Here is a 26,588-nt window from a genome sequence, read left to right as displayed (position 1 = left end):
CAGGCGTTCGCCGGCCTCGGTCTTGAGGACGGCGCGTGTACCCCTCGGTCTGGGGGCGTCCACCTCGTCACCCTGTCCACAGCACCGAGCCACGCCGAGCCCTCATCCACAGAACCACGCTCGGTCCGTCCCCCACCCACCCCCACACGACACCGTTTCCTCATGCAGCGGGCACCCGGCCCGCCACATGGGAGGCACGATGAACGACATCTACATCACGCTCACCGGCAACGTCGCAGCCCCACCCCGCCAGCACGCCTTCGCCGACGGGTCACGGGTGACCTCGCTCAGGGTGGCGACCAGGCACCGCTTCTTCGACAGGAAGACCCAGGAGTGGTCCGACGGCGACACCGTGTTCTTCGCGGTCCGCTGCTGGCGCACCCTCGGCGACAATGTGGCCCAGTCCTTCCAGGTCGGGCACCCGGTGGTCGTGTGCGGCAAGCTGCGGATCAGGGAGTTCGGGCCCGACGGCGACCGCCGGTTCATGCCCGAGATCGAGGCCAGCTCGATCGGCCACGACCTACGCTGGGGGGTCGGCGCCTTCTCCAAGCCCGAACGCTCGGGCGGCATCGGCACGCTGAGCAGGGAGACCAGGGAGAGCCTCGACGAGTCCACGCAGGACTGGGCCATGTCGGGCTCGGCGAACGTCCACCCTCTCCACGGACGCCCTTCACCCGCCTCGCCCCCCTCGGCGTCCTCGCTGTCTTCGCCGTTCTCGGCCTCGACGGCCTCGTCGGCTTCGTCGGCCTTGTCAGCGGAGGAGGCGGCACAGGAGACGACCGGCTGGCCCTTCCCCGTCTCCTCTGCCGACCTCCCAGCCGTACCCGCATCGGAGGCAGGAAGAGAGGCCGCATCCGTGTCCGCGGTCCCGGCTGCTTCTGCGACGACCTCGAACAGCGGAGACACGATCATCCTCGTGCCGCCCGGCTCCTCGGAGGACGAATACCGCACCCGCTCCGAGGAACTCCCACAAGAACTGTCTGAGAAGCAAGGGCGGGAAGCGGACCGCAGCGCACCTTCCAAGGGAAAGAACACAGACCAGGACGTACCTTCCGAAGGCAGGGACGCGGGCCCCGACGCACCTGCCGAAGGTGGGGACGCGGGCTCCGGGGCACCTTCCGGGGGAGGGGACACGGGCTCCGGCACACCCTCCGAGGGAGAGGACGCGGGCTCCGGCACACCCTCCGAGGGAGAGGACGCGGGCTCCGGCACACCCTCCGAGGGAGGGGACGCGGATGCTGGTGGAGCCTTCAGAGGCCGGGACGAGGACCGCGGCGCAGGACATCCGGGCGGTGGCGCAGGAAAGGTCCGCATCCTGAACACCGAAGACGCGGCCCGCGTCACCACACCCCGCTCCCGGCGCGCCAAGGCCGCCTAACCGGCACCCTCCCGCATCACCCTCGCGCCCTCCAGGCGTGGGCTGATGCGGGCTTCCAGACGCGGCACCAAACGTCAGACCGCGCTTTCCAGGCGCGGTCGCTGACCTTCTCACGAGGGGCCTCTGGTTACCCTGCGTGCGGAGTGGCCGCTGCGCGAGGGTCAGCACTGTGTAAACCAGCGTGGTGACTGACCGCATTCGTGCAGGAGCATGCCACATGTCACATGGTCATGGCGCCGACCGCCCGTTCGTCGAGACCGCGCCACCCAGGCGCGGTCGTCGACCTCCGTCTGGGGGCCGACCACCATCTAAGGGCGGACCACCATCTGGGGGTCGGCCGCCACGTGAGTCCGCCACGTGGGAGCCGACCACCACCTGGGGGCCGATCACCATCTAAGGGCGGACCACGATCTGAGGGTCGACCACCTCGTGAGTCCGCCACGTGGGAGCCGACCACCACCTGGGGGCCGATCACCATCTAAGGGCGACCGCCACGTGAGTCCTCCGTGAGGGCCGACCACCACGTCTGGACTGTGTATTCCGGCGGGATGGCTACCGGCCACGTGTGGACCGTGTGGCCCAGCTTTGGTGGCTGACCTCCTGGCACGTAGGGGGCGGGTCATCCCGGTGTGCTCTCGGTGGCGCGACTTGTGCTGACACCCGCGTGGCCGGGGCCTGCATGTCAGCTGTGCTGCCCACGTGCGGTTGTTGGCGGCCTACCGGGTCAGTTCGTGCGTGCGGCGGCTGACGACCTGCAGGTCAGCGATGCGTGCGGTGGCTGACGACTCTGCGTCGGGCCGGTGCCGTGCCGCGTGATGCCGGTCACCACGGAAGGTCAAGGCCCCCGGCGGTTCTCGTTGGTCGGGCGTATCAGGGCGTTCTGGATTGTTCGATTCAAAACGAGGATGACCGGATGACGATGCTGTGCGCAGGGAGGAAATGGGGAGGCGGAGGGGGCACCGGCCGCGTAGTTGGCGTCACGAGTCTTCGCTCGAGCTTGCCGGGAGGGGTCGGCCGATGGCGTTCCGTGTCAGATGGCTAGAGCATCTGTCAGGTCCAGGTGACGCCCCGCACCATGGCTGCTCCTTTCCAGCACGGCCCGCTCGCGGAGTGAGCGGTTCCATTCTCGGACCATCAAGCGCAGATGGCCACGGTGCCCAAGGTAGCGGTTCCCGTCGCGCGACGCACACTCCGCAACTATTGTGTTACACATCGTTAGTCAGGGAGGAGGCGAGATGGCAGCGACCAGTCATACCTCGATCAAGCCTCGTAACAGTGTGTCCACACTCGCGGGCCGGTGGCCGTTGCTGGCGCAACGTGGGCCGCTCGTTGCCTACCTCTGCGGGATCGTAACGCTGGATCTCGTGGCGATCGCGTTCTTCGCGGCATCCGGCCCCTATCGATGGCCGGACGTCCTGATGTTCGCCGCGCTTATGGGTTGCGGCGCGGTGTGCATCGAGGCGACGCGTCGCCTCGGCATGCCCGCGGGCGTCTCCCGCGACCTGCTGTCAGCGTGGTGGCTGCCCGTCGCGCTGCTGCTTCCCCCGATCTACGCGCTGCTCGCGCCGATCCTGCTGCAGATGCTGATGCAGGTACGGGTCAGGGCGACGGTGCTCTACCGGCGCGTGTTCAGCTCCGCGGCCATCGGTCTCGCCGGTTGTGTGGCTTCGGTGGTGTTCCATGCCGTCGTGCCGGACATTTCGGCGCTGTCCAAGGGGGCGGGAGTCCCGATCATGCTGGCGGTGGGGTGCGCGGCGCTGTTCGCCCTGCTCAACACCGCACTGATCGTGATCGCCGCACACACCGCCGACCCCGACACCCGCTGGCGCGACGTGCTGTGGGACAGGGAGAGCGCGATCCTCGACGTCGTCGAGCTGTGCCTCGGCGTGATCGTGGCGATCGCGTGCGGTCTCAACCTGGCGCTGCTGGCGCTCGCGCTCCCGCCGGTGGTGCTGCTGCAACGCAGCCTCCTCCACGCCCAGCTCCAGGCCGCGGCGCGCACCGACGCCAAAACGGGCCTGCTCAACGCCGCCGCATGGCAGCGCGAGGCCGACACCGAGATCGTCAGGGCCCGCCGTACGGGAGAGACTCTGGCCCTTCTCATCATCGACATCGATCACTTCAAACGCGTCAACGACAAGCACGGCCACCTGGTCGGCGACCAGGTTCTGGTCGGGGTGGCGGCGACGCTCCGCAGCCAGTTGCGTGATTACGACGTGGTGGGCAGGTTCGGCGGCGAGGAGTTCGTGGTCCTGCTGCCGCGCGCCGACATCACCGAGGCCCGCAGGGTGGCCGAACGTCTGCGCAACAGGATCGGCCGCATGGCCGTTCCCGCCGACGACGCCTTGATCACGGTGACGATCTCGGCTGGTGTGGCCATCATGAGCATCCACGGCGACGACCTGATAGAACTGCTCGCCGCGGCTGACCTGGCGCTCTACCGGGCGAAGGAGCTGGGACGCGACCGCATCTGCATCCCCGCCGTGCAGCCCGCGCCCCCTCCGGCGCCGATGGACCCGCCACCCGCGGCCTGACCCCCACCAGCGCGCCGCGGCTTGACCCCACCTGGGCTCGCGGCCCGACCCCTCCATCAGGGTGCCGCGGCTTGACCCCCACCAGCGTGCCGCGGCTTGACCCCACCTGGGCTCCACGGTCTGACGCCACCTGGGCGCGTGGCCCGACCCCTCCACCAGGGTGCCGTGGCCTGACCCTCATCTGGGTGCCGCGGGCTTGACCCTCGCCAGGGCGCCGCGGGGTGTGGCCCATCGCACATGTCCGAGCCCGCTCCTCCTCGAGGGGCGGCTGTCACGCATGTCTCGGCGCTGTTGCGCTCGTATATGCGCTCGGCTTCCGTCGTCGCGGGTGCTCGGGGCCGTCCTGTCGTCGTGTGCCGCTGCGGTGCCGGGGCCGCCGTCCGCGCGGACCCCACGCGGCCTGAAGCCATTGCCTGGTCGTGGCATCGAGCGGATCCGTCCCTGCGGTCCGGCCCCGGACCGTCAACCGCCAGGTGTCGTCCGGCGGATGTGCCCCATCGCCGCCGTCGAAGGGGTTACCGCGTGCCGTACCGCGGCACCCTCTTGGCCGACGTCTGCCCGCCGTACGCGGAAAGGGGCGGGGTGCGGAGGTGAAAGGGAAGATCACCCCATCCGGTACGGCGGAAGCCGGTTCGCGCACGCCCTAAGCTAGAGGGCATGCCGGAGTACATCTACACGATGCAGCGCGTGCGCAAGGCGCACGGCGACAAGGTTGTCCTCGACGACGTCACCCTGTCGTTCCTGCCCGGAGTCAAGATCGGCGTGCTGGGCCCGAACGGCACCGGTAAGTCGACGCTGCTCCGGATGATGGCCGGCCTGGAGCAGCCTTCCAACGGCGACGCCAAGCTCATGCCGGGGTTCACCGTCGGCATGCTTCAGCAGGAGCCGCCGCTCAACGAGTCCAAGACCGTCCTCGGCAACGTGCAGGAGGGCGTCGCCGAGACGATGGCGATGCTCCACCGCTACAACGAGATCGCCGAGCAGATGGCCACCGACTACAGCGACGAGCTGCTGGAGGAGATGGGCAAGCTCCAGGACCAGCTCGAGCACCGCAACGCGTGGGACCTCGACTCCCAGCTCGAGCAGGCCATGGACGCCCTGCGCTGCCCGCCGCCCGACGCCGACGTGACCAAGCTGTCCGGTGGTGAGCGTCGCCGCGTCGCGCTGTGCAAGCTGCTGCTCGAAGCCCCCGACCTGCTGCTGCTCGACGAGCCCACCAACCACCTCGACGCCGAGAGCGTGCAGTGGCTGGAGCAGCACCTGGAGAAGTACGCGGGCACCGTGCTCGCCGTCACCCACGACCGCTACTTCCTCGACAACGTCGCCACCTGGATCCTCGAGCTCGACCGCGGCCGCACCTACCCCTACGAGGGCAACTACTCGACCTACCTCGAGGCCAAGGCCCAGCGGTTGAAGGTCGAAGGTCAGAAGGACGCCAAGCGCAAGAAGCGCCTGGAGGACGAACTGGAGTGGGTCAGGTCCAACCCCAAGGCCCGCCAGACCAAGAGCAAGGCCCGTCTCCAGCGCTACGAGGAGATGGCCGCCGAGGCGGACAAGTACCGCAAGCTCGACTTCGAGGAGATCCAGATCCCGCCGGGCCCGCGCCTGGGCACCACGGTGATCAAGGCGGACGACCTCACGAAGGGCTTCGGCGACCGTCTGCTGATGGAGGACCTGACCTTCGACCTGCCGCGTAACGGCATCGTCGGCGTCATCGGCCCCAACGGCGTCGGCAAGACCACGCTGTTCCGCATGATCACCAGCAGCGAGACGCCCGACACCGGCGCGATCGTCATCGGCGACACGGTCAAGATCTCCTATGCGGACCAGAGCCGTGGCGGCATCGACCCGAACAAGAACGTCTGGGAAGTGGTCTCCGACGGGCTCGACCACATCAAGGTCGGCAACGTCGAGATGCCGTCGCGCGCCTACATCGCGGCGTTCGGCTTCAAGGGCCCCGACCAGCAGAAGAAGGCCGGTGTCCTGTCGGGCGGCGAGCGCAACAGGCTCAACCTCGCGCTCACCCTCAAGCAGGGCGGCAACGTCCTCCTGCTCGACGAGCCCACCAACGACCTCGACACCGAGACCCTGTCCAGCCTGGAGAACGCGCTGCTCGACTTCCCGGGCTGCGCGGTGATCACCTCGCACGACCGGTGGTTCCTCGACCGCATCGCCACGCACATCCTGGCGTGGGAAGAGGGCTCGAGCTGGTTCTGGTTCGAGGGCAACTTCGCCGACTACGAGAAGAACAAGGTGGAGCGCCTGGGCGCCGACGCGGCCCGCCCGCACCGCGTCACCTACCGCCAGCTCCGCCGCGACTAACCCCGCAGCAAGACCTCCGCCCCCTCCCGGACACTTCTTCGTCCCGGAGGGGGCTTAGTTCTGCCCACCTTCTGTACGGCGAGCCGCCCCAAGCCCACCCGCCGCCGCCGGCCGGCGTCTGTCCAGGGAGACGTTCATCGAGCGCGCGGCCGGCCCGCCGTTACGCGGCAGGCGACGCCAGCGGGCCCCTACGACCGCCGGTCGGCCAGGAGCAGCACGGCGGGAAGCGCGGCGATGAGCGCCATCGCGATCGCCGCCGTGCCGAGCCGCCCCGAACCCAGGAGCGGCGTCACCAACGCGGCACCGATGGGTGGGGTGGCCTGCATGAGCGTTCGCAGGATGGAGAACCCTCTGCCACGGAGTGGGGCGGGGATCCGCGCCATCCGCAGGGACTGCGCCCAGACGGTCATGGGTGCGCTGAACAGGCCGATCACCAGGAATCCCGCGGCCACGCCGATCGTGTGCGGCGAGGTGAACACCAAGAGGAACCCCGTGGCGGCGACGAGCTGGACCAGGGCGATGGTCCTGACCGGGCGGGATCTCGGCGTCCACGCTCCCGCGGCAGCGGCGCCTGCCAGCTCACCCGCCGACAGGGCGGCCAGCAGGACGCCCAGGGTCTGCGCGCCGCCGGCGAGCTGGGTCTTGGCCAGCCAGGGGCCGACGACGAGCAGCATCCCGGCGGCGACGTTGAAGGCCATGAACGCCAGCGTGGTCCCGACCAGCACCCGATCTCGCAGCAACGTCCCGATCCGGAGCCGCACGCCGGGGCCGTGCGCGTCACCTCCGGTTCGGCGTTCGTCAGCGGGAGGCGGGCCTGCCGTATTCGCCGGCACGGAGGGGGAGTCGGGGGCGAGGGGGCGGCGGACCGCCAGGGCCGTAAGGGCGAACACCGCATAGGACAGCGCGTCGAAGGCGAGCACCGCCTCGCTGCCCAGGCCTGCGATCAGCAGGCCGCCCAGTGCGGGCCCGACCATTCCGGCCAGGCTGAACGCCAGCGACTCCAGGGCGTTGGCGGCGTCCAGGTCCTCGGGCTCGACGAGGTCGGGAATCGCGGAGGGGAAGCCGGCAAGCGGGACCATCTTGAACAACCCGTAGACGCCCGCCACGACGAAGGGCAGCACGGCGGGAACCTCTCCGACAGCCGCAGCGATCGGGATGGACGCCATGGCGGCGCCGCGCACCACGCTGTCGACCGCGAGGACATGTCGCTTGTCGAACCTGTCGAGGACAGGGCCGGCGATCAGGCCGCCGACGAAGACGGGCAGCGTGTAGCAGACGGTCAGCAGGCCGAGCCGCCCGGTGCCGCCTGGCTGGGAGAGCACCAGCCAGGTGAGGGCGACGAAGGTCATCCCGTCGCCGACCAGGGAGAGCGACGAGCCCAGCCACAGGAGGCGGAAGTCGCGGCCGGACAGGGCGCGGCGGTAGGCGCCCAGCCGGCTCTGGACGGAGTGGTTGGCAGGCATGCGGACCAGCGTGGCCTGACGAGGTTCTCGAACGCTGGCGGCCATCGGTCGCCGTCTTCAGCGGGAGATCTGCTCGGGGCTTCACGTGGACGGATTCAACGTGAGCGGGACTGATCGGCATCGCGAGGTTCATGAACGCCGGCCCGGCGAAGCGGCAACACCTGGCGCTGTCGACCAGGAGCAGGGCCGCCTGAGCGGGGTGAGGGTTCCGTGGGGGGCGAGGTGATGAGAGGTCGGAGGGGCGTTTGCTGGGGATGGGGCGAGGGGTGTGGGTCGGTGTGGGGGCGAGGTGATGAGAGGTCGGAGGGGCGTTTGCTGGGGATGGGGCGAGGGTGCGGGGACGAGGTGGTGAGGGGGCGTGGGGGTTTGCTGGGGATGGGGCGAGGGTGTGTGGGCCGGTGGGGGGGCGAGGTGGTGAGAGGGTCCTGGGGGCCTGCCGGGGATGGGCTGAGCGAGTGGTGGGCCGGGGTGTGTGGGGGGCGAGGTTGTGAGAGTTCGGCGCGGGCGCTTGCTGGGACAGGGCGAGGTTGTGGATCTGCGTGGAGACCGGCTGCGGTGGAGGAGGTGGGGCGTGAAGCAGTGGGGTGGCGGAGGTGTGGAGAAGCTTGCCGGGGCGGGCGGGATCATGACGGTGCGGCGGTCGAGGAGCCGGAGGTGGAGATGACGGCTCCCTTGGCGGCGCGGGCGAGACCGCCGGGGGATCTCGCCGACAGTGTGGAGGGACGTCTGCGGTGGCTGGTGGGGTCTCAGCGGTGCGGCGTCGGGGTCTCAGCGGTGGGGCGCCGAGATGTTAGCGGTGGCTGGTGGGGGTGCGGCGTCGGGAGTCAGGGGTGGTTGGTGGGGTCTCAGTGGTGGGGTGTTGGGATGTCAGGGGTGGGTGGTGGAGAGGGTGTGGCGGGTGTAGTCAAGGGCGTGCGTCGCGAAGGCCGCGCGGGACGCGCCCGGTACTCCGATGACGATCTGGGTGCTGAACCCGTCGAGCATCGCGCGTAGCCGTACCGAGAAGGCCTCCGCGTCGATCGGGGCGAACTCGCCGGACCGCATGCCGTCGTCGAGCAACCGGATCAGGTCTTCGTGCCAGCGCCGGTCCAGCTCGGCCTGTGTGTTCCGTAGTTCGGGCACGGCGAGGGTGCGGCTCCACACGTCGACCCACAGCAACCAGCGCGGGTCGGCGGTGCCGGTGGGCAGGTAGAGGTCGATGTACTCGGCGATCCGGTCGCCCGCGGGTGTGCTCCGCCCCATGAGCTCGGCTCGCCTGGGCGCGAGGCGTTCCTCGCTCCAGCGCAGCGTTTCCAGGAGTACCTGGTCCTTGCTGCCGAAGTAGTACAGGATGTGGCCGCCGCTGGTCCCGAGCCGCCTGGCCAGTCCCGCCATCGTGAGGTCGGCGAGCCCGTGCTCGGCGATGGCGGCCATCGCGGCCTCCAGTACCTGCTCTCGTGGGCGATCCAGCCGGCGATGCTCCCGCGCCATTGCTCACCTTGCGATAACGGTCGTTGACGAATCCTTGACGGACCACTGTACGGCAGTGCATTTTGAATGCCATTCAATCGCTTTGAACGCCATTCAAAGACTGGCTCGAGGAGCCTCCATGATCCAGCCGCATGTGGCCCCCACGGCCGCTCCAGCCTCGCCCTCCCTGGCCCGGATGCTCGGCCTGTTCGGCGCCGTCCTGCTCACCCTGTCATGCATCACGCCCGCGTCCTCGCTGTTCATCATCGTTCCCGAGGTGCTCGCAGGGCAGGGCAGCGGCGCGGTGCTCACGCTGCTCGCGGGGGTGGTCGTCTCGGCCGCCGTCGGCTGCTGCTACGCCGAACTGGGCACGCTCAAGCCGAGCTCCGGCGGCGAGTACGCCATGGTGACGGCGATGCTCGGCCGGTTGAGTGGCTGGCTGACCTTCGGCCTGTCCATCTCCCTGCTGATCGTGATCCCGCCGATCATCGCGCTGGGCACGGCGGACTACCTGAGCGACCTGTTCTCGGTGGACCGGGCCGTCGCCGGCGCCGTCGTGATGCTGGCCGCCGCCGCGTTCGCGGTGCTCGACATCAGGTCGAACGCCCTGATCACCGGCATCTTCCTGGCCATCGAGGTGGTCGCCGCCGGAGTGGTCGCCGTGCTCGGCCTCGCGAACACCAGGCGCGGCGTCGACGTCCTGGTCTCGCCGGTCCTGCCGGACGGGCACGGCGGCACCTCGCCCTTCGGGGTGGCCGCCCTGATGGCGGGCCTGACCGTGGCCATGTTCGTCGTGAACGGCTTCGGCACGGCCACCTACCTCGCTGAGGAGATCAAGGAGCCGCGACGCAACATCGCCCGCACGGTGTTCTGGTCCCTCGGTCTGGCGGCCGTCGTCATCATCGTGCCGGTGACAGCGACGGTGCTGGGTGTCGGCTCCCTCGACGACCTGGTCAACGGCTCCTTCTCCGACTATGTCCGGGCCTGGGGCGGCGACGGTGTCGCCACCGCCGTGGACCTCGGCATCGCCATCGCGATCTTCAATGCCGTCCTGGTGATGGTGCTCCAGAACGGCCGGGTCGTGTTCGCCTCGGCGCGCGACCGCGCGTGGCCCGCGCCGGTCAGCGGGCTGCTCACCCGGATCCACCCGCGCTGGGGCTCGCCCTACGTGGCGACGCTCGTCATCGCCCTGCCTGGAGTCGTGATGGCCGCGCTGCTCGACATCGAGCAGCTGCTGGGCCTCACGTCGGTGATCGTGACGGTCGTCTCTCTGCTGCTCGCCGCGGCCGCACTGCGATCCCGTACGGCGGAGCACCGGCGGGAGCGGGCGTGGCGGATGCCGTTGTGGCCGGTCCCGCCGCTGGTCGTGATCGGGGCCCTGGGCTACGCGCTGTTCGAGCAGGACCTCGGGGATCTGCTCATCGCGGCCGGCATCGTCGTGCTGTTCGCGGCCTACTACGTCCTGTACCTGCGGCCACGGCGCGCGACCCACTGGCTCGTCACCGTCCCTGAGGACTGACCGGCCAATGACAACCGATGAAGGACCGCTGTCTCTGGGGGTTGGCGAGTTGTGACCCGTGAGGGACCCGCTGTCTTCAAGGGTTGGCGGGTTGTGACCTGTGAAAGACCGCTGTCCCTGAGAGCTGGGGGCATGGCGACTCGTGGGGGTCCGCTGCTCCTGAGGGTTGGGGGTTGTGGCGCCCTGCGAAAGACCGCTGTCCCTGAGAGCTGGGGGCATGGCGACTCGTGGGGCCCGCTGCTCCTCAGGGTCGTGGCGACTTGTGAAGGGCCGCTGTTCCTGAGGAGGGACGCGGCGTGGCGACCGGCGCCCCCCGGAGGATCGGCGGGTCATGACGGCCCGTCGACACCCGCCCCCCGAAAACTGACCGATCATGAAGAACCCCGTCAAGGAGGACGGATGACGATGACCGCCGACCTGATCGTGCGGAACGCCCGGATCCACACCGTCGACGACGCCTGTCCCGAAGCGGAGGCGCTGGCCGTACGGGAGGGCAGGATCGTGTGGCTCGGCGCCGACGCCGACGCGCCCGCGGCGGCGGAGACGATCGACGCCGGAGGCCGTCTCGTGCTGCCCGGCTTCGTGGACGCGCACAACCACGTCCGGCTCGGTTCTGACGACGCGTGCGTGCAGCTCGCGGGCGCCGCCGACCTGGCCGAGATCGGCCGCAGGATCGACGCCTGGCGCGCCGCGCACCCAGGGGCGGCCTGGGTCGAGTGCGAGGGCTTCGACTACTCCGCGCTTCCCGGCCTGCCCACGGCCGCGGACCTGGACACGCTCGTCGGCGACCTTCCCGCGATCGTCTTCGGCTACGACGTGCACACGCTGTGGGCCAACACCGCGGGCCTGCGCCGGCTCGGCATCGACCGCGACCACACCGAGCTGCCGTTCGGCGTTGCTCAGGTGGACGGGTCGGGGACGCCCACGGGCTTCGTCACCGAGTTCGCCGTGCGTGGTCTGTCCCGCGACGGCAACCGCGCGCTGGCCGCGCTCGGGGTGCCGTGGGCGGGCCCCGACCGGCGGTACGCCCGGCTGCTCGGCAGCCTGGACATGGCCACCGGGTACGGCATCACGACGATCGTCGAGCCGCAGAACTCGCTGGACGATCTGGAGCTGTTCGAGCGTGCCCGTGCCGAGGGCCGGCTGCGTTCGCGGCTGATCGCGGCGCTGTTCCACCCGAAGGGGACGGGCGCCGCCGATCTGGCGGCGTTCGCGCGGGCCGCCTCGCGGTACGACGACGAGTGGTTGAGCGCGGGCCCGCTCAAGCTGTACATCGACGACGTGGTGGAGCCGCGCACCGCCGCGCTGCTGGAGCCGTACTGCGGGCACGGCGAGCACAGGGGCGACACCTTCTACGCTCCCGAGGAGTTCGCCGAGTTGCTGGCCTCGCTGGACGCGGCGGGCTTCCAGGCGTTCGTCCACGCCACCGGGGACCGGGGCATCCGCACGGTCCTGGACGCCGTCGAGCACGCCCGGCGGGTCAACGGCCCGCGGGACGCCCGCCATCAGGTGGTGCACGTGGAGTGCCTCGACCCTGCCGACGTGCCGCGCTTCGCTCAGCTGGGCGTCGTCGCCTGCATGCAGCCGCGGCACTGCTCGCCCGACATCGCAGGTCCAGGACGCGACTGGGCGGAGGCGGTGGGGCGGGCCAGGTGGCCCAAGGCCTGGCCGATGCGTTCGCTGCACGAGGCGGGCGCCGTCCTGGCCTTCTCCAGCGACTGGAACGTGGCCGAGATGGATCCCATGGTCGGCATCTACACGGCCGTCACCCGGCGGGGGCTGGCCGGCGGTCCCGCGTGGATGCCGGAGGAGCGGCTGAGCCTGGCGGCCGCGATCCGCGCCTACACGTTGGGGTCGGCGTATGCCAATTTCCGCGACCACGACCGCGGCTCGCTCACCCCCGGCAAGCTGGCCGACTTCACGATCCTCTCGGACGACCTGTTCGCCATTCCGGTGGAGGCCATTCCTCACGTCCGCGCCGACGTCGTCGCCGTCGGCGGGCGCATCGTCCACCAGACGGCCTGACCGCCCACGAACGGCCCGGCGACGGCTCCGGGCGGTGTCCCGTGCGCGAGGAAGCCGTCCGACGTGCGGGAAAGCGGCTGAGGGAGTCCGGTTCCTGGCGGCGTCCCAGTGCGCGAGGAAGCCGTCCGGTGGGACGCCGGTGCGGGAAGTCGGCACGGCGGGTCCTGCCCTGGGCGCTGTCCTGTGTGCGAGGTCGGCGTCCGATGGGCGCCGGTGCGTGAAGGGGGAGTGTGGCAGGCTCGGAGGGGTGATCAGCGAGGAGGTCGCCTTCGCGGCCATGGAGAGCCGGGACCCGAGGTTCGACGGCTGGTTCTTCGTCGCCGTCACCACCACCGGCGTCTACTGCAGGCCGAGCTGCCCCGCTGTCATGCCGAAGCCCGAGAACGTCCGCCTGTTCCCCTCGGCCGCGGCCGCCCAGGTGAACGGCTTCCGGGCCTGCAGGAGGTGCCGTCCGGACGCCGCCCCGGGCTCGCCCGAGTGGAACGTCCGCACCGATCTGGCCGCCCGAGCCATGCGGTTGATCGCCGACGGCGTCGTCGATCGTGAAGGGGTGGCGGGGCTGGCGGCCCGGCTGGGGTACAGCGAGCGGCAGGTGCACCGCCAGCTGGTGGCCGAGGTGGGCGCGGGGCCGCAGGCGCTCGCGAGGGCGCAGCGGGCGCAGACGGCCAGGATGCTGTTGGAGTCGAGCAGCCTGCCCATCAGCGACGTGGCGTTCGCGGCGGGATTCGCCAGCATCAGACAGTTCAACGACAGCTTCAGGCAGGCGTACGCCACCACCCCGAGCAGGTTGCGGGACGGTGCGGGGCCGACGCCGGGCGGGACGGTGTTGCGCCTCGCCTTCCGCCCGCCCATGGACGTTCCCGCGATGCTGCGTTTCCTGGGGGAGCGCGCCGTGCGGGGGATCGAGGAGTACAGGGACGGTGTCTACAGCAGGTCGCTGGCGCTGCCGCGGGGCGCGGCGGTGGTGACGGTGCGGCACGTTCCCCGCGCCGACCACGTGCTGTGCGAGCTCAGGCTGGACGACCTCCGGGACCTCACGGCGGCCGTCCAGCGGTGCAGGAGATTGCTGGACCTCGACGCCGACCAGCAGACGATCGACGCCTTCCTCGGCGCCGACCCCGAGTTGGGGCCGCTGGTCGCGGCCCACCCTGGGCTGCGGGTGCCGGGGTGCGCGGACCCCGGTGAGCTGGCGGTGCGCGCGCTCGTGGGCGGCCAGGAGGCCGCACGGCTCGTCCACCGGTACGGCAGGCCGCTGACGACGACGCAGGGGGCGGTCACGCACACGTTCCCCGACCTGGCGACTCTCGCCGAGCAGGGCGTTCACGGCGAGACGGTGCGGGCGCTCGCGGACGGGACGGTCACCATGGACGTGGGCGCCGATCCCCTGCACGTCCGCAAAGGGCTTCTCGACCTTCCCGGCCTCAGTGAGGAAGCGGTCGCCTGCCTCATGATGCGGGCGCTGCGCGACCCCGACGTCCTGCTGCCGCACCTCGCGGGCCGCGTGCGCGAAACCTGGCGCCCCTGGCGTTCCTACGCCACACAGCACCTGTGGGCCGATTCTCCTTAGCATGGTGGTCATGGCACGCAAGTCCTCCAGCGCGTGGGAATGGAGCCGCACCGCGCAGACACGCAAGGTCATGCTGCGGGCGGCCAGAGAGGTGTTCGGCGAGCACGGCTTCGCCGAGGCGAACGTGGCCGACGTGGTCGCCAGGGCCGGCTCGAGCGTGGGCAGCCTCTACCACCACTTCGGCGGCAAGGCGGAGCTGTTCATGGCGCTGTGGGAGGACCACCAGGTCGCCCAGGAGCAGGCGTCGGCCTCCAGCGTCGCCAAGGCGAAGCAGGACGGCGTCGACGACCCCGTCGAGCTGCTCATCACCGGTTCGCGCGCCTATCTGGAGGGCGCGTGGGACCGGCGGGACCTGGTCAGGTTGTTCATGGACGGTGACGGGCCCCCGGGGTTCGAGCTGCTGCGCCGTACCAGGGGACGGCAGTGGCTGCGGCAGAACGCGGTGCTGCTCGGCGCGGGCTCCGAGCCGATCGACCGGTTGACGGTCGCGGTGCTGACCTCGGTCATCGGGGAGGCGGCCAGGGAGGTGGCCACCTGTGACACCGAGGAGGAGGCGCGGCAGGTGATCGAGGCGGCGGTGGTGCTGCTCAGGCGGCTCGATCCGGTCGCCAGGGTGGAGCCGCCCGATGTCGGGTCATGAGCGGCGGGCGGATACGGTGTGGGCGTGGTTGAACGATCCCTCGCGCATGCCGGTAAGCACGTCTTCCCCCGCACGGTCCGTTTCGCGGACATCGACTCTCAGGGGCACGTGAACAACGTCCGCTTCCTCGACTATCTGGAGGACGCGAGGTTCGGGATGCTGCACATCGACCTCCACAAGGAGGGCGAGGAGACGTTCAAGGGCCTGGTGGTGGCCAGGCACGAGATCGACTATCTGCGTCCGCTGTCCTTTCGCGCCGATCCGGTGCTGGTGGAGACGTGGGTCACCGAGATCAGGCCGGTGCGGTTCACGCTCGACTACGAGATCCGCGACGAGAACGAGGTGTTCGTGCGGGCCCGCTCGGTGATCGTCGCCTACGACGTGGAGAATGCGGCGCCACGCAGGCTGCGGCAGGACGAGATGGCCTACCTCAAGCGCTTTGCCTGACGGGGGCGTCCGGCCGGGCTGTGCGGTCCGGCCGAACCTCCCTCACTCACTCGGCGCGCAGCCAGGCGGCGGTGTCGGGCGGCAGGAGACCACCGGTGAGCGCGCCGCTGGACAGCAGCACGTGATCGTGCGGCGGCAGCCGTACGGGCTCGGTGCCACAGTTGATCACGCAGGTCAGCGGGCCGCGGGCGAAGAAGAGCGCGTCGTCGGGGGAGTCCCGCCACTCCAGCTCGTAGGGGATCGACCGCACCAGGTCGCGGCGACCGGCCAGGGCCCTGCGGTAGAACTCCAGCGTCGAGTCGCCGTCTCCGGTCTGCGCCGCGACGCTCAGCTCCTGGAAAGCCGGCGGCTGCGGCAGCCAGGGAGCCACCCCGTCGGCCGAGAACCCGTACGGCGACGCGTCACCCGACCAGGGAATCGGCACCCGGCATCCGTCACGTCCTGGAAGCTTCCCCTCCGACTGGAAGAAGATCGGATCCTGGCGCGCCTCGGGTGGAATATCTTTCACCTCAGGGAGGCCAAGTTCCTCCCCCTGGTAGAGATATGCAGACCCGGGCAGCGCGAGCATGACGAGCAATGCGGCTTTTGCCCTGGCGAGTCCGGTTCCGGGATCGGCGGTGTCGTAGCGGGTGCGATGCCGTACGACATCGTGGTTGGACAGCACCCACGTCGCGAACGGGACGGTCCCCAGCGTGTCGTCGATGACCTTCCTGAACGCCGTCGCCGACCACGGCGCCTGCAGCCAGGCGAAGTTGAAGCTCTGGTGCAGCTCGTCGGGCCGGACGTAGAGGGCGAGGTCGGCGGCGCTGTCGGTCCACACCTCGCCGACCGCCATCCGCTCGCCGGGGAAGGAGTCCAGCAGCTTGCGCCACTCGCGGTAGACGTCGTGCACCTCGGGTCTGCCCCAGACCGGCGAGATGGACGTGAACGACTGGTCGTCGACGTCCGGCAGGCCCTCCGCCTTGTACAGGCCCATCGCCACGTCGATGCGGAACCCGTCGACGCCGCGCTCCAGCCAGAACCGCAGCACGTCGAGGAACTCCTCGTGCACCTCGCGGTTGCGCCAGTTGAAGTCGGGCTGCTCGGGCGCGAACAGGTGCAGGTACCACTGCCCGTCGGGCACCTGCGTCCACGCGGGACCGCCGAACGTCGACTGCCAGTTGTTGGGCCGGTCGCGGAAGACGTAGCGGTCGCGGCCCTCGCCCCCCAGCGCCGCCTGGAACCACGGGTGCAGGGAGGAACTGTGGTTGGGGACGATGTCGACCAGGACCCTGATGCCGTGCGTGTGCGCGTCGGCCACCAGGGCCTCGAAGTCGGCCAGCGAGCCGAACAGCGGGTCCACGCCTCGGTGGTCCGCCACGTCGTAGCCGCCGTCGGCCATCGGCGAGCGATAGAACGGGGTCAGCCAGATCGCGTCCACGCCCAGCCCGGAGAGGTACGGCAGGCGCTCCCTGACCCCGGTCAGATCGCCGACGCCGTCTCCCGAAGCGTCGGCGAAGCTGCGAACGTAGATCTCATAGACGACGGCGTCACGCCACCAGGGGATATCCATGTGGCGTGTATTGCCCGTTATGCGGGTGAGTTCACCAGGCTGTGGGCGGCCATCACGAGATAGTCCCAGAGCCGGTTCTCCAGCTCCTCGGGCAGGGACAGGTCCTGCACGGCGTCGTGCATGTGCTTGAGCCACGCGTCGCGCTCGGCCTCGCCGATCACGAACGGCACGTGCCGCATGCGCAGCCGTGGGTGGCCGCGCTGCTCGCTGTAGGTCTTGGGGCCGCCCCAGTACTGGACGAGGAAGCCGCGCAGCCGGTCCTCGGCCCCCGCGAGGTCCTCTTCCGGGTAGAGCGGCCGCAGCAGCGGGTCCTCGGCGACACCCTCGTAGAAGCGGTGGACGAGCCGGCGGAAGGTCTCCTCGCCGCCCACGGCCTCATAAAACGAACCCTCGGTCACGATCTCAGGCTATCCATTCTTCATCGTCGCAAGCTCCACAGCTCGCGCCTACGGCAAGCACGGTCACGGGCACTGTCACGGTCTCACCGCTGGTCGCCCGTCCTCCCACGCCGCTCCAGCGGGACTTCGCCTCCCGCCGTCACGTCGTGGACGGTGACCGCTCCCCTCGGGGGCGTCGACCGCTCCCTTCGATAAGCGCTCACGCGACCAGCGCGATTCCCGCACCGTCGAGCGCGGCCTTGACGCGCATCCTGAGCTCCCGCGCCACCTCCGCCTGCCTGGACGGCAGCGTCTTGGCGGAGACACGGAAGATGACCGAGGTGTCGGAGATCTGTTCGATGCCGAACACCGCCGGCTCCTCCACGATCACGCTCTCGCGGTACTCGGGGTCGTTCCACAGGTCCTCGGCCACCCGCCCCAGCAGGGCACGGACGGCGGGGACGTCGGCGTCGTAGGCGACGGGCACGTCGATGTAGGCGCGCGACCAGCCCTGCGACTCGTTGCCGACCCGGGTGATGGTGCCGTTGCGGATGTACCAGACGCGGCCGTCGGCGTCGCGGAGCCTGGTGACGCGCAGCGTGACGGCCTCGACCGTGCCGATGGCGGCGCCGGAGTCGATGACGTCGCCGACGCCGTACTGGTCCTCCATGAGCATGAACATGCCGGCGATGAAGTCCTTGACGAGCTCCTGCGCGCCGAAGCCGATCGCGACGCCCAGGATGCCGACGCTGGTCAGCAGCGGCGCGATGGGGATCGTCAGCCGATCGAGGACGGTCAGGACCGCGGTGCCCATGATGACGATCGAGGCGACGTGGCGCAGGACCGACCCCATGGTCTCGGCACGCTGCTTGCGCCGCTCGTTGAGCAGGATGTCGATGCCGTCGGTCGAGGGGCCGCCCCTCCGGAGCCGCCCTGAGATGGAGGTGCTGTTGCCGGCCCTGTTGACGACGCGGGTGATGAGCCGGTGGGTGACATTTCTCACCACGACGGCGATCACGAGGATCAGCACCACCGTGATGATGCTGGCGAGGACCGGAGCCCACGCCCCACCTGGCAGGAAGTCGCGAATGCCCTGGCAGAAGATCGTGTCTGCCTTGCAAGCCTCGCCGAGGTCGTTCATCACCGAGGCTGGGTCGAAGGAGCCAGTCGTCGTTGGGGCCGGTGATGGCGAGACAAGCAGGAACACGAGGTAGATCCCCCTCCGGAAGCGGCTCGGCCGACAAATCTTGTGGATCGTTACGTCCCAAAAGATACTGCCGACCGAACCGGCCGCCGTCACATCACGCCGGGGAAGACGGGTCCGCCGGCTCCCGGGGCCGCGGGGGGCGGGAGCCGACGAACCGGTGACGAACGACTCGGACGAGACACACACCCGGAAGCATGTCCCGACCGTTTCCGGGAGGGATCCCCCGACCGTCCTTCGGGCGAGCCCGGAGAACGCTTCTACGCGTACGGCGAGCGGCCGAGTGGCCGAGGTGCCGTACAAGACTGTGGTGGAGCAGGCGGGAGCCCGCGCGCAGCGAGTGACGCACGGGAACCGACGGGATGCCCAGGGACCCCCTGGATGGGAGACCCTCCGCACCGGACACCCCGCCGGCCCCGTGGGGCCGCGGTCGGGACGGTGAGCCGCGGTGGCTGCGCTCCACCGGGGTCACCGTCACGGGTCACTCCCCTACCGCGGCGAGCACGCGCGCGATCTTGGTCGCTGCGCCTGCGGGATCGTCGGCCTTGTGCATCGGTTCGCCCCACGACCAGCAGTAGTCCCAGTCGCGGACCTCGTCGGAGGGCCGGCAGGTGACGTTCTCGGCCAAGCTGGTCGCGTTCGGGTTGATCACTCTCACGAACAGGCGTCCGGAGTGTGTCCGAACCACCCTCGCGAGCATTCCGCGAGCGTCTAGCTCGGATACCAAACGCTCCAGGTGCCCGAAGTCATCGCCCACCCTCTCAGCCTCCCTCTAGCCGAATCTTTGCTGGTGAGAGAAAGATGACTCATGACCATGGCGGGGGTCAACGCACCCGCGACCCCCTCCGGGAGTGCCCCTGACCCTCGTGGGTTGTAAGAAACAGTCCTCTGGAGGACGATCCTTATCCGTAAGCTTCAAGGGGCCATTTTCTTCCTGTCACTAATGGTTCATAGTTTTCTTGAGGCAGAGTGCATCCCTCCCGCTACTCTGCGTCAGTAAGGTGCCTTGCGGCTCAGAGAGAGGGGCCGGGATGTCCGGCAGGCAGCACAGGGAAACGGAGATCGCCAGGCGGATCCGGGCCAAGGGTCTGGCCAGCGGCCGCTCATGTGCTCAGATCGCCGAAGAGATCCACGAGACATGCAGCCCCCAGTTCGGCACGACGAAGATCAAGGGGCATCGACTGGCCCACGGCATCGCGCTGGCCGACGTCATCGAACAGGTGCGAGCGCTGTTCGAGCGCGACCAGAAGCCGGCCCCCGGGATCGGCGAGACGCTGCTGTCGGCCTACGAGAGCGGTCTGAAACGCCCGGGGCCCGAGTACCTCCACTACCTGTGCACCGTCTACCGCGTCGAGCCGATCTCACTCGGCTACGACGGCCCCTGCATCTGCGGGCACGGGCACCGCATGCCGGGCCTGCGCACGGGCAGCGCGGACGAGGACAGGGCGGATCTGCCCGCGCGGCCGCGGGACCTCTGGCTCGTCCCCGCCAACGGCGATCCGCAGGGGCGCGAGACTGCCGCGGAGGAGGACGAGAACGTCCTGCGCAGGACGTTGTTAACGCTTCTCGACACGGCGAGCGCAGGGCCGATCGGCGAACTGGCTCCCGAGATCCTGGGCGCCGTCGAAGGCATCAGACGGCGCATGGACGAGACGCTCGTCATGGCCACGGTCTCGCCGGCGATGCTCGACCAGTGGGAGGAGGCCACGCTCAGCTTCGGCCGCCAGTACACCAGCACGCCGCCGCTGAGGCTGCTGTGCGACGTGCTGCTGGAGCTGAGCGCCGTACGCGCCGCGATGTCCCGCCGCCAGCCGACGGATCTGGCCGAACGGCTGTGCAGGATGGCCGCCCAGCTGTCAGGGCTGAGCGGCATGATCATGATCAACATAGGCGACCACAGGCTCGCCCGAGCCTTCTTCCGTACCGGTCGCACCGCCGCCGACGAGACGGGCGACCGCGCGCTGCGCGCGTGGATCACCGCCCGCGAATCGCTCGTGCCGCTCTACTACGGCGACGCCCGCGAGGCGCTCAACCTCGCCAAGAAGAGCCGCGACCTGGCGGGGGCGACCCCCTGCGCGGCGCAGGCCATGGCCCCGGTCGTCGAGGCCCGCGCTCTCGCGCTGCTGGCAGGCAACAACGGCAAGAAGGAAGTGGTCGACCAGGCCAAGCGCGCGCTGGCCAAGGCCCGCTCGGCCTTCTCCCACATGAAGGCCCACGAGCAGGAGGACGTCGCCTTCGGCTACACCGAACGGCAGCTCTACTTCTACCAGGGAGACGTGCTGACCAAGCTGGGGCAGACGATCGAGGCCGACGTGGTGCTCGAGCAGGCGCTGGAGAAGTACTCCGACCACATCCTCGACCAGACGCTCATCAGACTCGACAGGGCGCAGTGCAGGCTGATCGAAGGCGACATCGACGAGGCGCTGGAGGTCGCCATCGACGCGGCACGCCTGCTCAAGCCCGAGTACCGCACCGACTTCATCCTCCGGCCCGCCGTCGAGTTCGCCAGGTCCGTGGAGGCGAGCGGTGGCAAGGACTACCCCGCCCTCCAGGAGTTCTATGAGCTCATGGGAATCGGGGGAAAGAAGGCATGACTCTGGTCATCCGGCGATACCGCTGGTCCGACCTCGACGCGATCTACGCCCTGCACCAGGTGTGCCTGGCGCAGGTGGGCATCGTGCCTGGCGACGGGGTCTACTACGACGACGACTTCCCCCGCATTCACCAGGTCTACCTGGGGTGCGGCGGGGAGTTCCTCGTCGGTGAGAGCGGTGGGCGCCTGGTCGCGATGGGCGGGCTGCGCCCGGTCGGCGGAGACGCCGTGGAGGTGTGCAGGCTGCGGGTGCATCCCGACTACCAGCGGCGCGGCTTCGGGGCGACGATGCTCGAGGCGCTGGAAGAGCGGGCGATCATGCTCGGCTTCACCCGGCTGAGAGGCGACACGACCGTCGGCCAGGACGCGGCGCTGGCCCTCTACGAACGGCAGGGCTGGACCGAGCTGTCCAGGCAGCAGGTGGGCGACCACATCGTGATCTACGGCGAGAAGAGCCTCGCGCCCGTCATGGCTCCGTGAAACCGGGTGTTCTGCCCCCCGCATAACATCATGGGCCAGGCGCGAAGGCGGCTATAGCGTCGTCGAGTGTGCTGATCCGACTGCTGAGGGCGCACCTGCTCCCGCATCGCCGCACGCTCGCCGTGCTGGCCGTCCTTCAGACCGTCCAGACGCTCGCCCTGCTCTACCTTCCGGCTCTCAACGCGGCCCTCATCGACGACGGCGTGCTCAAGGGCGACCTCGAACACGTCTTCAGGCTCGGCGGCGCGATGCTGGCGGTCACGCTCGCCCAGGCGGCGGGCGCGGCGGTCGCGATCCGGCTGGCCTCCCGTACGGCCACGGCCGTCGGCAGGGACGTCAGGTCCGAGGTCTTCGCCAAGGTGCAGGAGCTGTCCGGCGGGCAGCTGGCCAGGTTCGGCACGTCCTCCCTGGTGACCCGTACCGTCCACGACGTCCAGCAGGTGCAGCAGTTCACACTGTCCGCCTGCGTCGTGCTGGTCCCTGTGCCCATCATGTGCGTGGGCGCGGTGGCGCTGGCCCTCGGCCACGACGCGCCGCTGTCGGCGACGCTGCTGGTCATGACCCCGCTGCTGGGCGGCGCGCTGGCGCTGGTCGTGCGCGGGCTGCGGCCGCTGTCGTCGGCCACGCAGCAGGGGGTGGACACCACGAACAGGATCCTGCGCGAGCAGATCACCGGCGTCCGCGTCATCAGGGCCTTCGTCAGGGAGGAGCACGAGCGGCTGCGCTTCGAGGCGGCCAACCGCGGTCTGGCGGACCTCGCGGTCAGGGCGGGAAGGCTGCAGACGCTGCTGCTGCCGCTGTCCACGGCCCTGGTCAACGTCTTCAGCGTCGCGGTCGTCTGGTTCGGCGCGGGCCGGGTCGGCGCGGGCGAGCTGATCGCCTTCCTCGCCTACCTGACCCAGATCGTCACGGCCGTGACCTCCGGCATGTTCGTCCTGATGACCATGCCGCGTGCCGAGGCGTGCGCGGCGCGGATCAGGGAGGTGCTCGACGCCGAGGAGGGGTTCGCTCCGCCTGCCGTACCGGTGCGGGCGCTGCCCGCGAAGGGGCGGGTGGAGGTCAGCGCGGCGAGCTTCACCCATCCAGGCTCGCTGACTCCCGCGCTGCGCGGGGTGGACCTGGTGGCCCGCCCCGGGCAGACCACAGCCGTGATCGGCCCCACGGGCAGCGGGAAGTCGACGCTGCTCGCCCTGGTGCCCCGGCTGTTCGACGCGACCGGAGGGCAGGTGCTGGTGGGCGGGGTGGACGTGCGCGAGCTCGATCCCGCGCTGCTGTCGGCGACCGTTACGCTCGTACCGCAACGGCCCTTCCTCTTCTCCGGCACCGTCGCCTCCACCCTCAGGTACGGCACGCCGCAGGCGACGGACGCCGAGCTGTGGCACGCGCTGGAGGTGGCGCAGGCCCGCGACTTCGTCAGACGCCTCGACCACCCGGTCACCCAGGGCGGCGCCAACCTGTCGGGCGGCCAGCGCCAGCGGCTGACGATCGCCAGGGCGTTGCTGCGCCGCCCCCTGATCTACCTGTTCGACGACTGCTTCTCCGCGCTCGATCACGACACGGAGGCGGCGCTGCGCGCGGCGCTGGCGGAGGAGACCCGCGGGGCGACCGTGGTGATCGTCGCCCAGCGGGTCAGCGCGGTCATGGCCGCCGACCACGTCGTCGTCATGGACGCGGGCCGGGTGGCGGGCGCGGGCACACACGCCGAGCTGCTGCGCGACAGCGGTGTCTACAGGGAGATCGCGCTCTCCCAGGAGCCGGCGTGATCCGGCTGGTGCTGCGGCACCGGGCGCTGCTCGCGGGCTCGTTCTGCTGCGGTCTGGTGAGCGTCGTGCTGGTCGTCGCGGGACCGCTGCTGCTCGGCAGGGCCACCGACCTGGTCGTCGCGGGCGACCTCGACGAGCTGGCGCCCGCGCTCGGCGTGACGCTGGCCGTCTACGTCGTGTCCGGGACGTGCTGGGCGGCGCAGGGCCGGCTCACCACCAGGCTCGTGCAGCGGACGGCGTTCACGCTGCGCGCCGACATCGAGGCCAAGCTCGCGAGGCTCCCGCTCTCGTACGTCGAGGGGCGCGGGCGCGGCGAGCTGCTCAGCAGGGCGACAGGCGATGTCGAGGCGATCACGCTGGCGCTGCAGCAGTCGGTCAGTCAGGTCATCAACTCCACCCTCATCGTGGTCGGGACGCTGGCGATGATGGTGCGGATCTCGCCGCCGCTCGCGCTCGTGGCGGTGATCACCGTGCCGGTCTCGGCGGCGATCACCACGGCGGCGGGCAGGCGCGCGCGGCCGTTCTTCGACCGGCAGGGCCAGGCCATGGGTGAGCTGACCGCGCAGGTGGAGGAGGCGTACACGGGCCACGACCTCGTGCGGCAGTTCGGCAGGGGGCCGGAGTCCTCGGCGGCCTTCCGCGAGCTCAACCAGGCCCTGTTCGAGGCGGGTTCGCGGGCGCAGTTCGTCAGCGGTCTGATCCAGCCCGCGCTCGCGTTCGTCGCCAACCTCGGCTACGTCGTCGTAGCGGTGTTCGGCGGGCTCCAGGTGGCCTCCGGCACGCTGTCGATCGGCGCGGTGCAGGCGTTCGTGCAGTACGCCCGCTCCTTCGCAGGCCCGCTGTCCAACATCGCCGGCCTGTCGGCGCTGGTGCAGGCGGGCATCGCCTCGGCCGGGCGGGTGAGCGAGCTGCTCGCCGCGGAGGAGGAGCCGCCGGAGCCCGCGCGCGGCACCGGCGACGCGCCGCGCGGGCACGTCGTCTTCCACCGGGTCGGCTTCCGGTACGCCGACGACGCTCCGCTGCTGGAGAACGTGTCGCTGGAGGTCGCTCCCGGTCAGACGGCCGCCATCGTCGGACCGACGGGCGCGGGCAAGACCACGCTGGTCAGCCTGCTGATGCGCTTCCACGAGGTGAGCGAGGGCCGGATCACGGTCGACGGCGTCGACCTCGCCGAGGTTCCCCGCGCCGAGCTGCGCGCGAACATCGGCATGGTGCTGCAGGACACCTGGCTGTTCGGCGGCACCGTCGAGGCGAACATCGCCTACGGCGCGCCGCACGCGAGCAGGGAGCAGGTCGAGAGAGCGGCCCGCCTGGCCTGCGTGGAGCGGTCGCTCGACACCGTGGTCGACGAGGAGGGCGGAGGGCTCAGCGCGGGGGAGCGGCAGCTCATCGCGATCGCCAGGGCGTTCGTCGCCGACCCCGCGATCCTCGTGCTCGACGAGGCGACCAGCTCGCTGGACACCAGGACGGAGGCGCTGGTGCTGCGGGCGATGCGGCAGCTCAGGCGGGGCCGTACCTGTTTCGTGATCGCGCATCGCCTTTCGACGATCAGGGATGCCGACCTGACCATCGTCATGGAGGCGGGACGGATCGTGGAACAGCGCCCGCGCGGCCCGTTGCCGGGCGATCGGCGGCCCCCGGCGACGCTCCGCGACGAGACCTGACGCCCATCGAAAAGAGGGGTGTGATGCGTAAGGGTCTGAGGTGATTGCCCATTTTGCCGTTTTCGGTCGGAGGGGTATTGGGGAGCCCGCGAGGTATGGTCTTCCCCCTGCGTGTAACAGCAGCCCCTCCGGCTTCTCGCGGTGAGCCACCGCGCGCGAACGGTAGTGAGATGCTGCGGTGCATGGCAGTGGTGCCCGCTCCCCGACCCCTCATGGGAGCCGTGCTTCTGTTGTTCGTCAGCGCCGCTTGGGGGTCGGCCTTTCCGCTGATGAAGAGTCTCATCGACGAGCCGTTGCACATGTCGGTGACCGATCTTCTCGCCGAGCGGTACACGATCGCGGCCATCGCGCTCTTCCTCATCAGACCGAGGTGCCTGACCGGCCTGGCGAAGGGGACCTGGTCGCGGGGGATCGTGCTGGGGATCATGTTCGGGGTCGGCCAGACCATGCAGGCCTTCGCGCTCGACGACCTCTCATCGGCGGTGTCAGGGTTCGCCGTCGGCTGCAACGTCGTGATGACTCCTCTCCTCGCGCTCGTTCTCTTCCGCGTCAGGGTGCCGCGGCGCATCTGGTACGGGGTGGCCCTCGCGCTCGTCGGGGTGACGATATTCGCGCTGATGAAGGGCGACGGGGTCAAGTTCGCGCCCGTGGCGCTCGGCCTCACGCTGTGCGCGGCGGCGCTGTACGCGTGCCACACGCTGGTGCTCGCCAAGTTCTCCAGGTCCAACTACAACGCCTACGCCATCACGGTCATCCAGTTGCTCACCATCGGGCTGCTCACCGGGGTGATGGCGGTGCCCGACGGGCTCGACGCGCCGCCGGGGCCGTACGGCTGGCTCAAGCTCGGCCACCTGGCGATCGTCTCGTGCGCGCTCGGCTTCCTGGCCCGTTCCTTCGGCCAGCGCCACCTGCACGCGGTGCCCAGCGCGGTCCTGCTGTCGTCGCAACCGCTGTGGGTGGCCGTCATCGCGATGTTGTGCGACGAGCCGGTCGGGATGAGCGTGCTGGTGGGCGGGCCCTTCATGGCCGCGGCGATGCTGCTGGCCGTACCGTCGAAGGGCGAGCCCGTCGTGGTCGGCGACCCACCCGCTCGGGTGCCGCAGGCGCCGGAGGCGGACGAGGGCCTGCGCTGGGCGGCCAAGCAGGCGGCGGAGGCGCTCGCGTCGCTGCGCACGCCCGAGCGCGCGTCCCCGCCCAAGCCTGTCCCTGTGAACCTCGAGCAGGTCAGGGACTGCTGGATCAGGGCGGCGGAGCGCGACCCCGACGCCGAGCCCTGGTGCTCGCTGGCGCGCCCTGGCGGCGGGCCGGGCATCGACCGGCTGATCGAGCACGCCACGGAGATCGTCAGAGCCAGGCACGAGATGCCGGGCCAGGAGGGATGCCTGACGTTCCCGCTCAGCGGACGCTGTTTGTGCGCATTGCGGCCCGCCCCTGTCAAGGAAACTGAGCCCCACGAGATGCCAGATATCGGTGTGGTGCGGTAATTCAGACCTCTTTCTTATAGGTATTGAAGTTTGTCGACATCTCAACTACATGTGTCTTTACCGAGCAGGGGAGGACGCATGAAGAGGATCGTCGTCCGGAAGCCGGGCACCGCCCGGTTGACCGGCA

At 70.1% G+C, this 26,588-nt stretch carries 19 protein-coding genes; 13 read left to right on the top strand and 6 right to left on the bottom strand.

The features are described from left to right. Positions 1-199 precede the first annotated feature (199 nt). From AC3EO4_RS23475 to ettA, 3 genes are all read left to right on the top strand, one after another. Entirely contained in the window at positions 200-1,378 is a 1,179-nt protein-coding gene (locus AC3EO4_RS23475) for a single-stranded DNA-binding protein (RefSeq protein WP_431897767.1), read from the top strand. Positions 1,379-2,742: 1,364 nt separating this feature from the next. Then, the gene (locus AC3EO4_RS23470; RefSeq protein ID WP_379572579.1) at positions 2,743-3,912 is read left to right on the top strand and encodes a GGDEF domain-containing protein; all 1,170 of its coding nucleotides are present in this window, start codon (positions 2,743-2,745) and stop codon (positions 3,910-3,912) included. Between the two features lie 657 nt (positions 3,913-4,569). Then, the gene (ettA, locus tag AC3EO4_RS23465) at positions 4,570-6,234 is read left to right on the top strand and encodes an energy-dependent translational throttle protein EttA (RefSeq protein WP_379572580.1); all 1,665 of its coding nucleotides are present in this window, start codon (positions 4,570-4,572) and stop codon (positions 6,232-6,234) included. Positions 6,235-6,422: 188 nt separating this feature from the next. On the opposite strand, the gene AC3EO4_RS23460 is transcribed toward ettA, so the two are convergent. Continuing rightward, complete coding sequence (locus tag AC3EO4_RS23460) at positions 6,423-7,697, bottom strand: MFS transporter (RefSeq protein ID WP_379572581.1); 1,275 nt, start codon at positions 7,695-7,697, stop codon at positions 6,423-6,425. Between the two features lie 867 nt (positions 7,698-8,564). Next, complete coding sequence (locus AC3EO4_RS23455) at positions 8,565-9,167, bottom strand: TetR/AcrR family transcriptional regulator (protein ID WP_431897764.1); 603 nt, start codon at positions 9,165-9,167, stop codon at positions 8,565-8,567. Positions 9,168-9,285: 118 nt separating this feature from the next. Here AC3EO4_RS23455 and AC3EO4_RS23450 point away from each other — a divergent pair, with 118 nt between their 5' ends. The 5 genes from AC3EO4_RS23450 (at position 9,286) to AC3EO4_RS23430 (ending at position 15,344) form a co-directional block, all read left to right on the top strand. Next, positions 9,286-10,665: an APC family permease gene (locus tag AC3EO4_RS23450; protein ID WP_431897762.1), complete on the top strand. Its 1,380-nt coding sequence runs from the start codon at positions 9,286-9,288 to the stop codon at positions 10,663-10,665. Between the two features lie 399 nt (positions 10,666-11,064). Next, positions 11,065-12,690, top strand: a complete 1,626-nt coding sequence (locus AC3EO4_RS23445) for an amidohydrolase (RefSeq protein WP_431897761.1) — start codon at positions 11,065-11,067, stop codon at positions 12,688-12,690. A 247-nt stretch (positions 12,691-12,937) separates the two neighbouring features. Next, entirely contained in the window at positions 12,938-14,257 is a 1,320-nt protein-coding gene (locus AC3EO4_RS23440) for a bifunctional transcriptional activator/DNA repair enzyme AdaA (protein ID WP_431897759.1), read from the top strand. A gap of 10 nt (positions 14,258-14,267) precedes the next feature. Continuing rightward, the gene (locus AC3EO4_RS23435; RefSeq protein WP_379572586.1) at positions 14,268-14,897 is read left to right on the top strand and encodes a TetR/AcrR family transcriptional regulator; all 630 of its coding nucleotides are present in this window, start codon (positions 14,268-14,270) and stop codon (positions 14,895-14,897) included. A 24-nt stretch (positions 14,898-14,921) separates the two neighbouring features. Beyond that, positions 14,922-15,344, top strand: a complete 423-nt coding sequence (locus tag AC3EO4_RS23430; protein ID WP_379572587.1) for an acyl-CoA thioesterase — start codon at positions 14,922-14,924, stop codon at positions 15,342-15,344. A 46-nt stretch (positions 15,345-15,390) separates the two neighbouring features. Here AC3EO4_RS23430 and AC3EO4_RS23425 read toward each other — a convergent pair whose 3' ends face one another. From AC3EO4_RS23425 to AC3EO4_RS23410, 4 genes are all read right to left on the bottom strand, one after another. Beyond that, positions 15,391-16,896, bottom strand: coding sequence for a glycoside hydrolase family 13 protein (locus AC3EO4_RS23425; RefSeq protein ID WP_431897757.1), 1,506 nt, complete (start codon positions 16,894-16,896; stop codon positions 15,391-15,393). Positions 16,897-16,913: 17 nt separating this feature from the next. Then, a complete protein-coding gene (locus AC3EO4_RS23420; protein ID WP_431897756.1) occupies positions 16,914-17,294 on the bottom strand; it encodes a globin in 381 nt (126 codons plus the stop codon). Between the two features lie 199 nt (positions 17,295-17,493). Beyond that, positions 17,494-18,414, bottom strand: coding sequence for a mechanosensitive ion channel family protein (locus AC3EO4_RS23415; protein ID WP_431898009.1), 921 nt, complete (start codon positions 18,412-18,414; stop codon positions 17,494-17,496). 544 nt (positions 18,415-18,958) lie between these two features. Continuing rightward, positions 18,959-19,165, bottom strand: a complete 207-nt coding sequence (locus tag AC3EO4_RS23410; protein ID WP_431897754.1) for a hypothetical protein — start codon at positions 19,163-19,165, stop codon at positions 18,959-18,961. Positions 19,166-19,508: 343 nt separating this feature from the next. On the opposite strand from AC3EO4_RS23410, the gene AC3EO4_RS23405 reads away from it, so the two are divergent. The 5 genes from AC3EO4_RS23405 to AC3EO4_RS23385 all read left to right on the top strand — a co-directional run bounded on the left by AC3EO4_RS23405 (position 19,509) and on the right by AC3EO4_RS23385 (position 26,461). Beyond that, positions 19,509-21,071, top strand: a complete 1,563-nt coding sequence (locus AC3EO4_RS23405) for an NsdA family TPR-like regulatory protein (protein ID WP_379572592.1) — start codon at positions 19,509-19,511, stop codon at positions 21,069-21,071. Next, the gene (locus AC3EO4_RS23400; protein ID WP_379572593.1) at positions 21,068-21,550 is read left to right on the top strand and encodes a GNAT family N-acetyltransferase; all 483 of its coding nucleotides are present in this window, start codon (positions 21,068-21,070) and stop codon (positions 21,548-21,550) included. Before AC3EO4_RS23405 ends, AC3EO4_RS23400 begins: the two co-directional genes overlap by 4 nt. A gap of 68 nt (positions 21,551-21,618) precedes the next feature. Beyond that, a complete protein-coding gene (locus tag AC3EO4_RS23395; RefSeq protein WP_379572594.1) occupies positions 21,619-23,313 on the top strand; it encodes an ABC transporter ATP-binding protein in 1,695 nt (564 codons plus the stop codon). Then, positions 23,310-24,977 carry an ABC transporter ATP-binding protein gene (locus tag AC3EO4_RS23390; protein WP_431897751.1) on the top strand — a complete coding sequence of 556 codons (1,668 nt, stop codon included), beginning with the start codon at positions 23,310-23,312 and terminating at the stop codon, positions 24,975-24,977. Before AC3EO4_RS23395 ends, AC3EO4_RS23390 begins: the two co-directional genes overlap by 4 nt. Positions 24,978-25,072: 95 nt before the next feature. Next, positions 25,073-26,461, top strand: coding sequence for a DMT family transporter (locus tag AC3EO4_RS23385; protein ID WP_431897750.1), 1,389 nt, complete (start codon positions 25,073-25,075; stop codon positions 26,459-26,461). Positions 26,462-26,588: the final 127 nt, after the last annotated feature.

The organism is Nonomuraea sp. bgisy101 (assembly GCF_057708945.1).
This window is presented reverse-complemented; position numbering and strand designations above follow the sequence as displayed.

Bases quoted from the DNA above. Each gene is read 5' to 3' on its own strand.
- AC3EO4_RS23475 (WP_431897767.1), top strand. From the start codon at position 200: ATGAACGACATCTACATCACGCTCACCGGCAACGTCGCAGCCCCACCC.
- ettA (WP_379572580.1), top strand. From the start codon at position 4,570: ATGCCGGAGTACATCTACACGATGCAGCGCGTGCGCAAGGCGCACGGC.
- AC3EO4_RS23460 (WP_379572581.1), bottom strand. From the start codon at position 7,697: ATGCCTGCCAACCACTCCGTCCAGAGCCGGCTGGGCGCCTACCGCCGC.
- AC3EO4_RS23455 (WP_431897764.1), bottom strand. From the start codon at position 9,167: ATGGCGCGGGAGCATCGCCGGCTGGATCGCCCACGAGAGCAGGTACTG.
- AC3EO4_RS23450 (WP_431897762.1), top strand. From the start codon at position 9,286: ATGATCCAGCCGCATGTGGCCCCCACGGCCGCTCCAGCCTCGCCCTCC.
- AC3EO4_RS23445 (WP_431897761.1), top strand. From the start codon at position 11,065: ATGACGATGACCGCCGACCTGATCGTGCGGAACGCCCGGATCCACACC.
- AC3EO4_RS23435 (WP_379572586.1), top strand. From the start codon at position 14,268: ATGGCACGCAAGTCCTCCAGCGCGTGGGAATGGAGCCGCACCGCGCAG.
- AC3EO4_RS23425 (WP_431897757.1), bottom strand. From the start codon at position 16,896: ATGGATATCCCCTGGTGGCGTGACGCCGTCGTCTATGAGATCTACGTT.
- AC3EO4_RS23415 (WP_431898009.1), bottom strand. From the start codon at position 18,414: ATGAACGACCTCGGCGAGGCTTGCAAGGCAGACACGATCTTCTGCCAG.
- AC3EO4_RS23405 (WP_379572592.1), top strand. From the start codon at position 19,509: ATGTCCGGCAGGCAGCACAGGGAAACGGAGATCGCCAGGCGGATCCGG.
- AC3EO4_RS23400 (WP_379572593.1), top strand. From the start codon at position 21,068: ATGACTCTGGTCATCCGGCGATACCGCTGGTCCGACCTCGACGCGATC.
- AC3EO4_RS23385 (WP_431897750.1), top strand. From the start codon at position 25,073: ATGGTCTTCCCCCTGCGTGTAACAGCAGCCCCTCCGGCTTCTCGCGGT.